This is a genomic window from Nocardia sp. NPDC050713 (assembly GCF_040654315.1).
In the GTDB taxonomy this organism is placed as follows: domain Bacteria; phylum Actinomycetota; class Actinomycetes; order Mycobacteriales; family Mycobacteriaceae; genus Nocardia.
Window position 1 is genome coordinate 58,539 of sequence record NZ_JBFAHS010000014.1, and the last position, 15,419, is coordinate 73,957.

General features: G+C 66.8%; 13 protein-coding genes. 6 read left to right on the forward strand and 7 right to left on the reverse strand.

Going from position 1 to position 15,419, the window contains the following annotated elements:
• The first annotated feature begins 282 nt into the window (after positions 1-282).
• The gene (locus AB0H49_RS24520) at positions 283-723 is read left to right on the forward strand and encodes a hypothetical protein (RefSeq protein WP_357254648.1); all 441 of its coding nucleotides are present in this window, start codon (positions 283-285) and stop codon (positions 721-723) included.
• A 52-nt stretch (positions 724-775) separates the two neighbouring features.
• Here AB0H49_RS24520 and AB0H49_RS24525 read toward each other — a convergent pair whose 3' ends face one another.
• Positions 776-1,666, reverse strand: a complete 891-nt coding sequence (locus AB0H49_RS24525; protein ID WP_357254650.1) for a tyrosine-protein phosphatase — start codon at positions 1,664-1,666, stop codon at positions 776-778.
• Positions 1,667-1,951: 285 nt separating this feature from the next.
• The gene (gene glnA / locus AB0H49_RS24530; protein ID WP_141812510.1) at positions 1,952-3,388 is read right to left on the reverse strand and encodes a type I glutamate--ammonia ligase; all 1,437 of its coding nucleotides are present in this window, start codon (positions 3,386-3,388) and stop codon (positions 1,952-1,954) included.
• Between the two features lie 310 nt (positions 3,389-3,698).
• On the opposite strand from glnA, the gene AB0H49_RS24535 reads away from it, so the two are divergent.
• Positions 3,699-4,151 (forward strand): RDD family protein, encoded by a 453-nt coding sequence (locus AB0H49_RS24535; protein ID WP_141812511.1) that lies wholly within the window; start codon positions 3,699-3,701, stop codon positions 4,149-4,151.
• A gap of 289 nt (positions 4,152-4,440) precedes the next feature.
• Here the strand turns inward: AB0H49_RS24535 and AB0H49_RS24540 are convergent, their stop codons facing one another.
• The 3 genes from AB0H49_RS24540 to AB0H49_RS24550 form a co-directional block, all read right to left on the reverse strand.
• A complete protein-coding gene (locus AB0H49_RS24540; RefSeq protein ID WP_355000599.1) occupies positions 4,441-4,992 on the reverse strand; it encodes a dihydrofolate reductase family protein in 552 nt (183 codons plus the stop codon).
• Between the two features lie 174 nt (positions 4,993-5,166).
• Complete coding sequence (locus AB0H49_RS24545; protein ID WP_355000598.1) at positions 5,167-5,910, reverse strand: DUF4191 domain-containing protein; 744 nt, start codon at positions 5,908-5,910, stop codon at positions 5,167-5,169.
• Positions 5,911-5,966: 56 nt separating this feature from the next.
• Entirely contained in the window at positions 5,967-8,168 is a 2,202-nt protein-coding gene (locus tag AB0H49_RS24550) for an elongation factor G-like protein EF-G2 (RefSeq protein WP_357254653.1), read from the reverse strand.
• Between the two features lie 421 nt (positions 8,169-8,589).
• On the opposite strand from AB0H49_RS24550, the gene AB0H49_RS24555 reads away from it, so the two are divergent.
• Positions 8,590-10,434, forward strand: coding sequence for a VWA domain-containing protein (locus AB0H49_RS24555; RefSeq protein ID WP_357254655.1), 1,845 nt, complete (start codon positions 8,590-8,592; stop codon positions 10,432-10,434).
• A gap of 72 nt (positions 10,435-10,506) precedes the next feature.
• On the opposite strand, the gene AB0H49_RS24560 is transcribed toward AB0H49_RS24555, so the two are convergent.
• Positions 10,507-10,956, reverse strand: a complete 450-nt coding sequence (locus tag AB0H49_RS24560; RefSeq protein WP_355000595.1) for a hypothetical protein — start codon at positions 10,954-10,956, stop codon at positions 10,507-10,509.
• Positions 10,957-11,243: 287 nt separating this feature from the next.
• On the opposite strand from AB0H49_RS24560, the gene AB0H49_RS24565 reads away from it, so the two are divergent.
• Entirely contained in the window at positions 11,244-12,680 is a 1,437-nt protein-coding gene (locus AB0H49_RS24565; RefSeq protein ID WP_357254657.1) for an NERD domain-containing protein, read from the forward strand.
• Positions 12,681-12,714: 34 nt separating this feature from the next.
• Here the strand turns inward: AB0H49_RS24565 and AB0H49_RS24570 are convergent, their stop codons facing one another.
• Positions 12,715-13,227 (reverse strand): hypothetical protein, encoded by a 513-nt coding sequence (locus tag AB0H49_RS24570; protein WP_357254659.1) that lies wholly within the window; start codon positions 13,225-13,227, stop codon positions 12,715-12,717.
• A gap of 546 nt (positions 13,228-13,773) precedes the next feature.
• Here AB0H49_RS24570 and AB0H49_RS24575 point away from each other — a divergent pair.
• Together AB0H49_RS24575 and AB0H49_RS24580 are read left to right on the forward strand one after the other, a co-directional pair.
• The gene (locus AB0H49_RS24575) at positions 13,774-14,151 is read left to right on the forward strand and encodes a hypothetical protein (RefSeq protein WP_357254661.1); all 378 of its coding nucleotides are present in this window, start codon (positions 13,774-13,776) and stop codon (positions 14,149-14,151) included.
• 189 nt (positions 14,152-14,340) lie between these two features.
• Positions 14,341-15,408 (forward strand): hypothetical protein, encoded by a 1,068-nt coding sequence (locus tag AB0H49_RS24580; protein WP_357254663.1) that lies wholly within the window; start codon positions 14,341-14,343, stop codon positions 15,406-15,408.
• The last annotated feature ends 11 nt before the right edge of the window (positions 15,409-15,419 follow it).

Sequence of the window (15,419 nt, forward strand, 5' to 3'; positions counted from 1 at the left end):
TGGGTGCCCGAGACCCGCCGCGGAAGGTTCTCCGAGGGGCACCGGCTGGTCATCGCCCGCGATCGGCAGCTGCCTGGCGGCCAGTGCAGGCGTCCAGCCGTCGCAGAGCCTGCGGGGTCGTCGAGATCACCTGCGGCGTCATCCGGCGGCGAGAGTTGTTGCCGAAGTGCATCAATCTCGCGAACCTTGCGTCGCGCCAAAAAGATTCACTCTGGTGTCTCAGCCAGGTCGGCGTATGATCGTGCTCCAGTGCGATCGACCGGGGGAAGTATGAGCGAGCCGGTGACCACGGATTGGGACCGATTCGTGCAGGCACTGGCCCGTTGTCTGGCCCAACTGCCCTCGCGCGCGACGCTGATCATCGCCGCGCCCGGCAACCGCTACGTCCAATTCGTGCAGTACGACATCAAGCTGTCCGCCGAACTCGCGGGCAATCGCTATCTGGACCAGCCGATGTCGTCGGACGCCGAGCGAATGCTGCGCGAACTCGGTTGGCAGGAACCGGTTTCCCGGCGCGAGATCGACAACTGGCAGCGCAGCCTCTTCTGGCCGCTCGCCGACAACGTGCTGCTCGAATTCGCCCGATCCGTCGCCCTCGGCCTGCACCACGCGCTCGGTGTCGCAGCGCCCACCGAACTGCGCGCCATGGGCTGGACCGAAGCCTCCGGCGACCTCGATCTCACCGTCCTCGGCCTCGTTTCGAAACCCAGCACGCACAACTGAACACCACCGAGCCCCCGCCACCCGTGTGGCGAGGGCTCGGGATCGGGACGTGTCAGCTGACGAGGTTCTTGCGCAATTTCAGGATCGTGCCCGGATCGAGGCCGAGTCCCTGGGTGAGGAACTTGCCGAAATCGCCGTAGCTCTGCTCCATCTGCTGGATCGCGGTGTCCAGGTAGGCGTCGCGCACCTCCTGCAGTGGGATCAGCAGGTCCGGATTCTGCATCAGCCCAGCTTGTTTCACCTGCTCGCGAAGTTTGGCGTCGGCGGCCGCGCGGTACTGGTTGGACAGCAGGTAGTCCTGGCGCGCGGTGCGTTCCGGCACGCCGACCGCGCGCAGCACCACGTAGGTGAGCCAGCCGGTGCGGTCCTTGCCCGCCGTGCAGTGGTAGAGCGTCGCCCGGTCGGAGTTCGCCAGATCGCGGATGGTCTGCCCGAATGCATTGCGGGAGGCGTCACTCAGGAAGCTGCGATACACCCCGGCCATGATCTGCTCGGCCCGTCCGTTGCCGAGCAACTCCTCCTGCTTCTGCGGATCCCGCGACTGGATCGCCTGCAACATCTGCTGGAACAGACCGGTGTCGTCGATCGGCCGCGCCACCGCCTGGACTCCCGGGGGCAGCTTGTCTCGTCCGGCGAACTGCACCTCGGCCGGAGTCCGCAGATCCACGGCCGCACGCAAATTCAGCGTCCCGAGCTTCTGCACGTCCGCGTCGGTCAACTTCTCCAGCGAATCGGCCCGAAACGCCTTGCCCGACTTGACCCTTGCCCCGTCATACGTCCGATACCCGCCGATATCCCGAACATTGACGGCCCCCTGCAAGTCGATCCGCGTCGCCGACGCCTCGACCGTCGGCTCGGCCACCGCGCTCGGCGGAAGGGGAGTGGAAACGAGGGCCAGCGCACTGAACGCCGCACCGATGAGAGCAATGAAAGAAATCTTCATGCGAGGCGACACTAGAACGCGTTCTAAGGAACCTCTCAGCTTCCCGCCCAACCCACCCACTCACCGGGAACCCCAACCCGCCCAACGGGATCGGGTGTTTCCGCCACACAGCCGCGCCGCTGCCCGGCTACTTCCAGGCACACCTCCGCGGTTGTCGCCGCTATCGGCTTGGAGCTTGCGCGGACTCTTTCGCAGCCGTCAGCGACAGGACGATATCCCGAAAACGGGACGAGCCCTCCCGCACCGAAGTGCGGAAGGGCTCGAAACGTCTTGCCGTACGACGACTTACACGTCGAAGTACAGCTCGAACTCGTACGGGTGCGGACGCAGGTTCACCGGCGCGATCTCCTGGGTGCGCTTGATGTCGATCCAGGTCTCGATCAGGTCCGGGGTGAAGACGTTGCCCTCGGTGAGGTAGTCGTGGTCCTGCTCGAGGCGGTCGATGACCGACGCCAGGCTGGTGGGGGCCTGCGGGATGTTCTTGGCCTCCTCCGGCGGGAGCTCGTAGAGGTCCTTGTCGACCGGGGCCAGCGGCTCGATCTTCTTCTTGATGCCGTCCAGGCCGGCCATCAGCATGGCGGCGAAGGCCAGGTACGGGTTGCCCGAGGAGTCCGGCGCGCGGAACTCGATGCGCTTGGCCTTCGGGTTGTTGCCGGTGACCGGGATGCGGACCGCGGCGGAGCGGTTGCGCTGCGAGTACACCAGGTTGATCGGGGCCTCGTAGCCCGGAACCAGACGGTGGTAGGAGTTCACGGTCGGGTTGGTGAACGCCAGCAGCGACGGCGCGTGGTGCAGGATGCCGCCGATGTAGTGACGCGCGATGTCCGACAGACCGCCGTAGCCGGCCTCGTCGTGGAACAGCGGCTTGCCGTCCTTCCACAGCGACTGGTGCACGTGCATGCCCGAGCCGTTGTCACCGAAGAGCGGCTTCGGCATGAAGGTGACGGTCTTGCCTTCCTGCCACGCGGTGTTCTTCACGATGTACTTGAACAGCTGCAGGTCGTCGGCAGCGTGCAGCAGGGTGTTGAAGCGGTAGTTGATCTCCGCCTGGCCCGCGGTGCCGACCTCGTGGTGGCCGCGCTCGAGCTCGAAGCCCGCGTTCTGCAGGTTGGTCGAGATCTTGTCGCGCAGGTCGACGTAGTGGTCGTACGGCGCGACCGGGAAGTAACCACCCTTGTTGCGGACCTTGTAGCCGCGGTTCGGGGTGCCGTCGAGGTTGAACTCGGCGCCGGTGTTCCAGGAGCCGGAGATCGAGTCGATCTCGTAGAAGGCGCCGTTCATGTTCGACTCGTAACGGATCGAGTCGAAGATGTAGAACTCGGCCTCGGGGCCGAAGTACGCGGTGTCGGCGATGCCGGTCGACCGCAGGTACTCCTCCGCCTTGCGCGCGATGTTGCGCGGGTCGCGGGAGTAGGCCTCGCGGGTGAACGGGTCGTGGACGAAGAAGTTCAGGTTCAGCGTCTTGGCGGCGCGGAACGGGTCGATGCGCGCGGTGGTGTAGTCGGGGAGCAGGAGCATGTCCGACTCGTCGATCGACTGGAAGCCGCGGACGGACGAACCGTCGAACGCTAGACCCTCTTCGGCAAGGTCGGCCGTGAAGGCCTTGGCCGGGATCGAGAAGTGCTGCTGCACACCGGGAAGATCGCTGAAGCGGATATCGACGTACTCGATGTCCTCTTCCTTGATGTACTGGATGACCTCATCGGCCGTGCTGAACGTCACTTGTTCTCCTTACGGATCGGTTCCCAGCCAGTGTCGATTGCATGGGTTCGTCGCGACCAGACGCTATGGATGCGGTGTTTCCCTACAGTCAAGGCTGTGTTTCGCCAGTGTTACACGTGCGCCTGGTCGAGTGGCGATGGCCACCCGGGCTCGACAAGCATGGTAGTCCTGCTGTTCGCGACGCGTCCTGTGAGGCTGAACTCCCGTCGGCGAACCGCGGTAGCCGCATGTCAGGCGCCGTCGGACGCAGTACGTCCACAAACCTGCGCCGGGCCGAGGGCGGGGGAGGCGGCAGCCTATTCTGGAGGCCATGGCGCGTATCACCGGATCCTGGCTTTCCGGACCTTCGGCGGACCCCGGTGACCCGGCTACGCCCGAGTTTCCCGGCGAACACCTCGGTCTGCCCCGCGATGGCGCCGGTTCGCTGGCCGGGATGGGCCGCCGGATCGCCGCGCTGTTCGTCGACTGGATGATCGCCGTCGGCGTCTCGGCGCTGATCGTGCGCGGGGTGAACGCCAACCTCCCGCTGCTCATCTGGTTCGTCATCGGCGTCGCCGCGGTCACGCTGTTCGGCTTCACGCCGGGGCAGTACTTCCTGCGGTTGCGGGTGGTGCGGATCGATGCGGCCGCGCCGGTCGGGTTCGTGCGAGCGTTGGCCCGCCAGGTGTTGCTGATTTTCGTGGTGCCCGCGTTGTTCACCGATGGTGACGGCCGGGGTATGCACGATCGGGCGACGGGGACAGCGCTGGTGAAATCGCGCTGACGCGCAGACGCTGAGGCCAGCGCTGGGTCAAGGCTGACCCTGCCGCTGAGGCGAACGCTTGCGGATCGGCGACCAACGCCCCCTGACCTGGGCTGGTCGTGACGAACGGCTGTTTCGGGCCGTCGCCAATGTCATCCGTCTCAGCTGGCCGCTGCTTCCGGCCCGGCGTTCGCTACTACCGCCGCGCATATGACGGCATCCGAAGGCGAAGGCGGCGGGCTGGAGCGCGTGAACGCGGCGGGCTCGAGGCTGGACGGCGGCGGAGGGGTGCTGCTGGGTCGAGCGGACCTCAGTCGACGAGATAACGCAGCATCACCGCGGTGTCGAAGTGCCTCGTCTCGGCCAATCGAAGCGGGATGCGTTTGTCCAGTGCTGGGAACAGCGGTGTGCCGCCGCCGAGCACTACGGGCAAGACGAACAGCTGGTACTCGTCGATGAGCCCGTGCGGCATCAGCGAGGCCGCGAGGCTCGCGCCACCGACTTCGATGACGCCCTCGCCTCCGGCCTTGAGCCTGCGGACCTCCTCGACCACGTTCTCGCTGATCAGCGTGCTGTTCCAGCGGACCTCGGTGAGCGTCCGGGACACGACGACCTTCGGCTTCTCCGTCCAGAGCCTGCTGAACTCACGCTGGATGCGTGGCGCGTCCTCGGGCACGTGCGGCCAGTACTCGGCCATCAGCTCGTACAGGCGACGCCCGTGCAGCGAGATCTCGATCTCGCGGTAGCGGTCGTTGTGGAACTGGTGCAACTCGTCGTCCGGGTTGGTCCAGTCGATGCTGCCGTCGCGGTCGTTGATGTAACCGTCGAGGGACACGCTGAACCCGTAGATCAGTTTCCTCATGACGGGTAGACCTCCTACGCGCTCGAAACTCATCGGCGTTCACCGGACGATTGGCCGCCCGGTCGCGCGGAGTGACCACTGCCGAGTTCAGTCTCCAGCGCGTGGTCTCGAGACCACGGAAATGGCGAAGGCCCGCGTCCCGAGCTGTGGAACGCGGGCCTCTCGAAACCGAACTCAGCGCCTGCGAATGGTGCGCTGCACCCCGCGCATCTTGGCGCCCGCGGGCATCGGACCCTTCGGCAGCGCGGGCCCGCTGCGCGAGCTGAGGGCGGCGAGCCGACCCTCGATGTTGTCGATGCGCTTGGTGTCGATGTTGCGCGGCAGCTTGGTCAGGTAGCGCTGGAGTTCCTTCAGCGGGACCTGGCCCTCCTCGTTGCCGATGATGACGTCGTAGATCGGGGTGTCGCCGATGAGCCGCGCGGTGCGCTTCTTCTCCTGGGCGAGCAGCGCCTTGAGTCGCTGCGGCGAACCCTCACCGACGAAGATCACGCCGGGCAGGCCGATCACGCGGTGCACCGCGTCCAGTTGGGTGGTCGCCGCGACGCCGTTGCTGACCCGCCACTTGCCCTGCAGGTTGTCCAGCACCCACGCGGCCGCGCCCGCTTGGCCCTCGGCCTTGGCGTAGACGTTCTTCTGCACGCGACGCCCGAAGACGATGAACGCCACCAGTACGCCGAGCAGGATGCCGACCGGAAGCAGGAACCACTGCAGATCGAAGATCAGGCCGATCACCAGGAACAACACGGTGATGCCGAGCACCGCGCCGATCATCAGGGGCAGCAGGAGCTTGTCTTCCTTGCGCTGCATCTGGAACGCCTGCCAGAGCTGCTGGCGCCGCTCCTTCGACGCCTTCTTGCGCGCCGCCTTCGCCGCGGCCTTCGCTTCCTTCGACGGGTTACCGCCCTTGCCTGCTGCCATGTGTTTCAGAATAGTGGCCGCCGAGCCCACCATTTGCGCCGGGACGGCGGTCGGATTCAGCCCTTGCCGTTTTCCCGGAGCGCCCCCGCGATCTGCGATGGCATCGCCTCGTGCCGCGCGTAGGTCCGGCTGAAATCCCCGGTCCCGTGCGACAGCGATCGCAGGTCGATCGCGTAGCGGCTGAGTTCCAATTCCGGCACCTCGGCGCGGATCCTGGTGCGACCGGTCCCGTGCGGTTCCGTGCCGAGCACCCGTCCGCGACGGCTCGACAGATCGCTCAACACCGGCCCGAGGTAGTCGTCGGAGACCACCACCCAGACCTCGGCGAACGGCTCCAGCAAATCGATGCCCGCGACGGCCGCCGCCTCACGCAACGCCAGCGCGCCCGCGGTCTGGAACGCGGCGTCGGACGAGTCGACCGAATGCGCCTTGCCGTCGAACAGCGTGACCCGCACGTCCACCAGCGGATACCCCGCGGCCACCCCGCGCGCCGCCTGCGCACGCACGCCCTTCTCCACCGAAGGGATGAACTGGCGCGGCACCACGCCGCCGACCACCTTGTCCACGAACTCGATCCCCGAACCACCCGGCAGCGGCTCCACCTCGATCTCGCACACCGCGTACTGCCCGTGCCCGCCGGACTGCTTGACGTGCCTGCCGCGCGCTGTCGCCTTGCCCGCGAACGTCTCCCGCAGCGCGACCTTGTGATCGACGGTGTCCACCTGCACTCCGAACCGGGTGCGCAGCCGCTCCAGCGCGACATCGCGATGCGCCTCGCCCAGACACCACAGCACCAATTGGTGTGTCTGGCTGTTGTTTTCGACGCGCAGGGCCGGATCCTCCGCCGCCAGCCGCGCGAGCCCCTGCGAGAGCTTGTCCTCGTCGGCCTTGCTGTGCGCGCGAATCGCGATGGGCAGCAACGGATCCGGCATCGGCCACGGTTCGATGACCAGCGGCTTGCCGGTGCCGGAGAGGGTGTCGCCGGTCTCCGCGTGACCGAGCTTGGTGACGCACGCGATGTCACCCGCGATGGCCTCGCCCAGCGGGCGCTGCTGCTTGCCGAAGGGCGCTGTTACCGCACCGACGCGCTCGTCCACGTCGTGATCCGGGTGCCCGCGATCGGCCAGTCCGTGCCCGCAGACGTGCACGGTGTCGTCGGCGTGCAGGGTGCCGGAGAAGATCCGCACCAGCGAGATCCGGCCGACGTACGGGTCCGACGCGGTGCGGATGACCTCCGCGGCAAGCGCGCCGCTCGGGTCGCAGGCCAGCGGGGTCGGTGCTGCGCCGTTGGTGGCGGGCGCCGCCGAGACGATGTGCTCGGTCGGGGGCGGGAAACCGCCGGTGATCAGGTCGAGCAACTCCATCGTGCCCAGGCCCTGCCGCGCGCCCTCCGGCGCGGGTGCGCCGAACAGCACCGGGTGGAAACTGCCGCGCGCCACCGCGCGCTCCAGATCGGCGACCAGTGTGTCGAGCTCGATGGGCTCGCCGCCGAGGTAGCGCTCCATGAGCGACTCGTCCTCGCTCTCGGCGATGATGCCCTCGATGAGCCGATTGCGCGCCTCGTCCAGCTCCGCGGCCTGCTCCGCCGACGGCTCGCCGCGCACTCCTTCACCGGAGGCGTAGTCGGCCACGCAGTTGGGCAGCAACTCGATCAACCCTGTCACCGGCCGATGACCGTCCGCGCCGCGCGGCCCGTATACCGGCAGGTGCAGCGGCAGGATGTTCTCCGACGCTCCGCCGCCGAGCACGTCACGGCACGTCTGCACCATCTCGTCGAAGTCCGCGCGCGCGGTGTCCAGGTGCGTGATCACGATCGCCCGCGGCATGCCGACGGCCGCGCACTCCTCCCACAGCGCGCGCGTCGCCCCGCTCACCCCCTCCGCGCCCTCGGCCGCCGAGATGACGAACAACGCCGCGTCCGCCGCGCGCAACCCGGCCCGCAACTCGCCGACGAAATCCGCGTATCCCGGCGTGTCCACCAGGTTGACCTTCACCTCCTGCCACGCCACCGGCACCACCGACACCTGCACCGACCGGTGCTGCCGATGTTCGATCTCGTCGTAATCCGACAGCGACGTGCCGTCCTCCACCCGCCCCGCGCGATTCACCGCGCCCGCCGTCAGCGCCATCGCCTCGACCAGCGTCGTCTTCCCCGCCCCGCTGTGACCGACCAGGACCACATTTCGAATGCGTTCCGGCCGATCCACCGTCACCACTCTGCCGTTGCCTCCGGCAGGTCCACTCGATTTGTCCACCATGTGTCACGCTTCCTCGCCTCGACACCGCGGTTGTATCGAGCTTCCCACCATCGGGAGGTGTGCGTCCACGAATCGGGGGAGAAGGGCGAGGAGCTGTGCCGAAGGTCCGTGGTGATCGACGATCGCATCGGTTCCTTCCGCCGATGGACTCGTACCCGACAGCCGTCGCAGCGCCCGATCGGCGCGACGGGCGGGCCGCAAGGTCGCTGACGGCGGCAACTGGCCGCTCGTACCGCACTTCGGCCAGGTCAGGGAACGAGCGGCTCTCGCGGATATGTGCGGCTAAGACGCGCCCGCGGACCTGGACAGTGTCGATTTCGCGCGGCAAACGTGGCTGGTGCCAATTGTTTTGGGGGTAGAGGGTGGGTCACGCCACCGGTAACGTCTGTCCGGTTTCATTCGGTAGACGAAATCGAGGACAATGTCGAGATACCGCACGCTGACCGCGGCGCTGACCGTCGCGGCGCTCACCTTCGCGCCCGCGGCGCTATCGGCCGTCGCGCACGCCGAACCCGCGCAGTACGCCCCGACCATGCTCATCCTGGACGCGTCCGGGTCCATGCAGCGGCCCGATCAGGGCGCCACGATGATGGATTCCGCGAAGCAGGCCGTGCGCACCTTCGTCGACTCGGCGCCTGCCGAGGCGAAGGTCGGGCTCACCACCTACGGCACCGGCACCGGCAACGACGAGGCCGACAAGGCGGCGGGCTGCCGCGACGTCCAGATCCTGCGGCAGCCGGACACCGTCGACAAGCCCGCGCTCACCAGCGCCGTAGACGGCATCCAGGCCCGCGGCTGGACGCCCATGGGCACCGCGCTGCGCCAGGCCGCCGACGCCCTGCCGTCCTCGGGGCCGCGCTCGATCGTGCTCGTCTCCGACGGTGACGACACCTGCGCGCCGCCCGATCCGTGCGACGTCGCCAAGGAACTGAAGCAGAAGGGTGTCGACCTCGTCGTCCACTCGATCGGTTTCGCCGTCGACGACAAGGCGCGCGCCCAGCTGACCTGCATGGCCCAGGCGACCGGTGGCAGCTACAGCGACGCCACCGACGGCGCCGCGCTGAAACGCATTCTGCCCCGGGTGAGTTCGGCCGCCCTGCGTAACTACCAGGCCACCGGCACGCCCATCACCGGCACCGACGGCTACCAGACCGCGCCGGTCGCGAAGCCGGGTCAGTACCTCGACACCATCGGCCAGCACGAGAAGCGTTTCTACGCCGTGGATGTGCCCGCGGGCGCGACCGCCTACTTCACCGGCATCGTCTCGTTCCCGCGGACGACCGGCGTATCCGTCACCGACGACATGGGTGTGCTGGAACTGCGCGTCTACGGTCGCGACGGCACCGATTGCAATGTCAGGGAACGAGAGCTGGAGTCCAGGGCCAGCGACGGTGTCGCGATCACCGTCAGCAGCACCTTCGAGGGTGCGGCCGCGACACCGTCCGGTGGCAGCTCGGACAAGTGCAAGGGCGGCGGCCGGTATTACTACGAGCTGCACTGGGACATCGCACCGCAGGGTGCGCCCGCGCGCCTGCCGGTGGAGATCCTCGTCGGCATCGAACCCGGCGTCACCGATCCGGGGCCGTCCACGATCGGCACGGCCACCACATTCACCGATCCGGCCGGAGCCGCGCGGCCGGTCAGCGGTGGCGGGTCGTTCACCGTCGCCTCGACGCTCGAGGGCAGCGGCAAGTACACCGACACCGTGCAATCCGGCGAGTACGTCTTCTACAAAGTCCGGCTGGACTGGGGCCAGGGCCTGGCCTACCGGGTGCGCTTCGGCGAGACGGGAGGGGCGGGATACACCTCGGCCACGAATGTCGAGACCACGCTGTACTCGCCGCTCGGCCGCCGGGTCGACTCCGACACCGGCGCCTACACCGGCCGGGCGGCCGCCGAGCTGGAACTCGCGTCGGTGCCGATCCGCTACGCCAACCGGGAGGCCAACGACGCTGAGGTGCAGCGTCAGTCGGTGGCCGGGTGGTACTACATCGCGGTCAAGGTGGGTCTGCCATCCGGCGCGACGGCGATGCCGCCGACTCCGGTCGAACTCGATCTGACCGTCGCCGGTACCCCGGAAGCCGGGCCGATCTACCCGACCGGCAGCGCCGACGTCCTCGGTGAGCAGTCCGGGCCCGGCGCCGAGAAGCCGGTGGCCGTGAGCGGTTCGAACTCGAACACGTTGTGGGTCGCCATCGGTGTCGGCGTGGTCGCTGTGATCGGCATCGGGGTGGCGATCTGGTTCGTCGCCCGGCGCCGCGCCTGATCCGTCCCGAACCCGCTGGCGCCCGAGTTGTCCTAGGTGCCAGCGGGTTCGGTGTTTCTGGGTCCGACGTTTTCAGGCCGAGATCGTCCCACTCCAGGATGTGAACGACCGTCCCTTCGACTGGCAGCCGAAGCTGCCGTGGAAGCCGACCGAACACCGCGCCCCCGCGTACTCGACGAACGGACCCCACTGCCCGTCGCCGGTTTTCACGTCGTTGATCGACGGATTGCCGCCGGGCAGCGTGTACGACGTTCCGGCATCGAACATCGGGTGTGCGGGCAGCCACTGCTGGTCGATAACGATCTCGTTCACGGTCAGCAGGAAGGGCAGGAAGCTGTACTGCAACCGCGTCGGGGACCCGAGATCGCACCCGACAGTGCCGTTGTCGTGGATCGCGCAGTTGGTGCCGCCCACGCTGAAATACAACGGCCCCGGATCCGCCTGCGCGGTCGCCGCCACCACCACCGGCGCCACAGCGGCGGCCGCCGCGACCCCGGCGATCTTCCTCACGATGCGTTCCATACGCGAATACTCCTCGGACTCGATGTGGCCGAACAGGTCGTTGGGTCTGTCGAACTCGGGGAGGTATTCGTTTCAGTCGGCAGGATCGGACGGACCTGGTCGGATGTGGGCTAGCTCCCGAACTCCCGGCCGGGGAAGCGCGGGCGTGTCCTGCCGACACGCTGCCCTTGTCTGCCCTGGTGTCGCCAATCCCCTGTTCTTGCAGTGCCTTTCGATTCGCTGTGTGGCGCGGCGGCGAATAACGTTGAACCGTCGATTGGTCTGGGACGCGATGGAGGTGGCCGCCGATGTTGGTCATCGACGAACGAACGACGATGCCGGGCACCGAGCAGCGTGTGCTCGAGTGGGTACGGACTTGGACGGGTCAGTACGTCATTGTCGGACTGGCCATCTCCGGCTGCCCTCTTCCGCAGGGTGATCCCGAGGGCGGAGCGCTGGAAGCGGACCTGGTGGTGATCACGCCCCGTGCGGTCGTGGTCCTGGAGACCGTCGACATGGTTCCCGAGGCGAGTTCCGGAACGCTCACCGTCGAGGCCGACGGCCGCTGGCGACTCTCGGGGCTCGAAGGGGATCCGATTCGAGACCAGAGCCCATTCGACCGAGTCACGGACAACGTCGCGAGCCTGAAGGCGTTGGTAGACCGTCGCCATCCCGAAGCGTTCGTCGACGGCATGGTCGTCGTCGTGCCGCCGCGGGAATCCACCGTGCTCTTGGACGTCGAATCGCGGCCGCAGGGCTGCGCTGTCGTGCTCGGCTCCACGCCGAGCGAACTGCGTGCCTGGTTTCACCGCACCGCGGGCAGGAGGTTCGTGTGGACCGCCGAGGATGTCCACGCTTTGCTGGCGGAGCTGAATGTCGGTGCGTGGGTCATGGTGGAAGACCTTGTGGCCGAGGGTTTTCCGAAGGAGCGAAAGCAGCTTCCCGACGCGGTGTCGGATCGGCGGCCGCGCGAACAGCAACCGCCGTGGATCGAGCCCGACCCCGACGTCGAACCGATCCCGCAGCCACGCAGGTCCGGAATCGGCACCGGACACGCGCCCTTGATCGAACCGGAGGACGTGAACCCGCCAGAAGACGAATTCGCCGAAGCGGAAGAGGTATCCGCGCCTGTTGTCCCGTACGCGGTGGATCTCCAACGGTCTTCGCGCTCCGACGAGGTCGAGATGCCATCGTCGTCGGGGCCCGCGGTTCTGGTCGAGGACGCCCCCAATCCCGTAAGCGCCGACGTTCCCGCTCCCACGCCCCCGGAGAGCGCCTCGGAACCGCAGTTCACGGACCGTTGGTCGTCCTGGATACTGCCGGAAACCGAAAGCCCTGCCCGGCCGCTCGCCACCGCCGCACCCCTTCCCCGCCGCACCTGGGCCACACCGAAGATCGAACCGAAACCGCTGCGCCGCGTCTCGACACCCGCTCCGGAACCTCGGCAGAGCGCGATGGTCCTCGGCCGGACGATTTCTCCTTCGCGCACATTCGAGTCCGTCAGGGGTTCGATACCGCTCGAGGGGCATCGTCTCCAGCAACTGGCCGCCTGTGCCGTCATCGCGGCGACTCTCTGCGCGGTCTGGCTCATGGCCTCCACCTGCTCAGCGCGGACCGGAAACGCCGTCGAATCACCCCAGCCTGTTCCGCAGTCGGAAGTCGTCCCGCCACCGCCGCAAGTCGTCGAGCAGTCGGGCGCGATGCCCTGGCCGCCTTTGTGTCTCCCATTCCCTCCGGACTGCTGACTGTTACCCGAGATTGCGCGGGGCCAAGTGCCTTTCAACCTTCCGCGTCCGCGGCCAAAAGCACCACACGGTCGACCTCGGGATCGAACCCGAGTATCGGAAACTCGCGAAACCCTTCCGCCGTCATGATCACCGGCTTGCCCAGCCGCCGCCCGACCGCACTCAGGAAATCGCACAGGATATCCAGCCGATCCTGCCCCTGAAGTTCCCTCAGGTCGACGTCGAAATCGATCTCATCCGCCGAATACGCACGAAAGATCGCCAACATGTCCGGCACCGGCCGCACATACATTTCCACGCACTCACCATCCGCGGAACGCGAGAACACTTCGGCGGCCGTAGGAAATGGCAGGCGCGCGAACCCTTCCCGATATTCACATCCCCACTTGTTCTCCCGAAACAGATCGAACAACGACTGCCAATCCTCGACAGACGTGCCCGGTACATGGACATCAGGGAGAACACCACCGTCACGCGGGTCGAAATGGGTTGCTACGTCCTCCCATGACAGGCTCGTCGCACCCGCGCAGTGCCCGACCGAGCTCATCGGCGTGACCTCCTGTGGCGGGGAAGCGGCACGCACCCGCCTTCTCTCTTGACCCGACACCCCACCTGCCGCCCTTTCCGGTGCGCCTCCCGGCGGTGGGCACCACCAGCAGGAATATCCTCGCCCACGTTGTCCCTGTCATTCCTCATGCTCAGGTTGGACGCACCAACCCCGCGTCGGGTTCCATCACTTTTCCTCACTACCTGGGGAGACTTCGACGCAGCACCTGCCCGATCCCGCCGCGATCGCACCGGCTCTTTCCACCGGTTGAAGTCCTGCGTGTTTCAGGGCTGTTCGCGATATGCGTTCTGGCAGACTTGTGCGGTGCTCGTCACGAGGGGGACCACACCATGGTGTTGACCGCGCGATTCCAGCCGGGAGCTTCCAGCCGCCCGTTCGTCGACCGTGTTCCGGTCCTGACGCGATTCGACCAGCTGCTGACCGAAACCGCCGAACATCCCCGGGTCATGCTGCTCAGCGGTGTCGGGGGAATCGGCAAGTCACGGCTGATCACCGAGCTGCGCAGGCGGGTCGACAAGAAGCCCGGTGTACGACGTGGCGTCCCACCTGCACAAGATCGGTTACCTTCCGGAGGATCAGGAGGCGTTTCTTGCTGCGTGGACCGCCGCCGAAACCGAGGCCGCCATCGGGGAGTGGCTGCGTGATCTGCGGATCTATCTCGAGCATGAGCGGGTGAAGTCCGTCATTGTCGACGCGGTTCGGTACAGCAAAGTGATCGCGCAGGGGAGCGCGGACGCGGCGCGGGAAGAGGCGTTGGTGGCGAGTGTGGTCGGGAAGTCGCGGTTGGCTCGGGAGGTGGGCAGGCCGAGCCGGTCGATGAGAACTGGTGGAAACCGCTCTGCGCGAACGATATTGAGCCACGCGAAATACTGGCGTCGAAGGAGTGCGGAACCCTTGCCCTAATCGCGGTATACGGTGCGGCGGAGGTGGCTGGGCACCCGCCCGGAGCATGCAATGCAGTTCGACTGTGATCGTTGGTGGTCCGGTGTGGTCGTTCACCTGATCCCACGCGAACTATGCTCCACCCGATCCATGTTCTGTCGATCGGAACTCAAAAGGGGTGGGATGTTGTCTGGCAGATCAATCCTTCGCGTGCTCGCGATGGTCGGTGCGGCTGCGCTGCTCAGCGCATGTACGACGCACGAATCCGAGGACGGGAAGCCCGACAATTCGGCAACTGGTCCCGCGAACGTCGTGTCGCTGGCGCCGCATTTCGCGGCGGCGCCGGAGATCGGCCATGGTGGACCCCTCTTATCAGTTGCCACCGGATACCGCGACCATGTCCAGCCGACAACAGCTCTGGCGGATCTCGTCGTACTCGACGAGATGCGCACCATCGACCCGTGTGGCCTGATCGACGAGACGTCGATCTCTGCTGTTGGGCCCGCCCGGATCGTTCCGGCTGAACCTCTCGAACGATGTGTCGTGATGTTCGACTGGCCGACCAAGGGCAAACGGGCCAACGATGTGACCGTCGATATCGAACTCGTGTCGCCCGCACGCGCGCGATCGTCGGATCAACGGCCGATCGAGATCGCCGGGCGGAACGCGAGCGCACTGACCGTCGGCCTGTGCCAATTCTCGATTCCGATCGGCCAACTCACCGACGGTTCCACGGCCGCGATCGTGTACACGCAAGGGTTGGATCCCGATGGGCGGGAAGACTGTTCGGTACTCGAGCAGATGGTCGGAACATCGGTTCGGCTTATCGATACGAAACCGGCTCCGGCGGCGGCGGTTCGCGGCCTGGCAGCAACCGCGGACCTGTGCGCGGCTCTGGCGGCGTTCGTACCGAACCACACGCCGTACGTGGTCGATGGAACCTCATCGTACGAATGCGCTTTCATTCTCGACCGCCCGGATCGATACGCCGAAAAGATCCGAATCCTGCACTCCAACACCAGCCGTGACCAGGCGACAAGTCCGTCGTACCCGCTCTCGAACGGGAAGCGACGGGTCTTGGTCGACGGTGTCCCAGCTGTGGAGGACACCAGCACAGGCTGGTGCCGAATAAAGGTTTTCGTGGGACTACTTCGCCCACTACCTCCAGTGGACTCCAGCATCGTGTACGACATGAATGCTGTGGAAGTCGTCGGCGGCAGCTGCGACAAGATCATCGCCGTGACTCGAGCAGCGGTCGCCGTCTTTCAGGGTCGGTAGGTCAGCGCGGA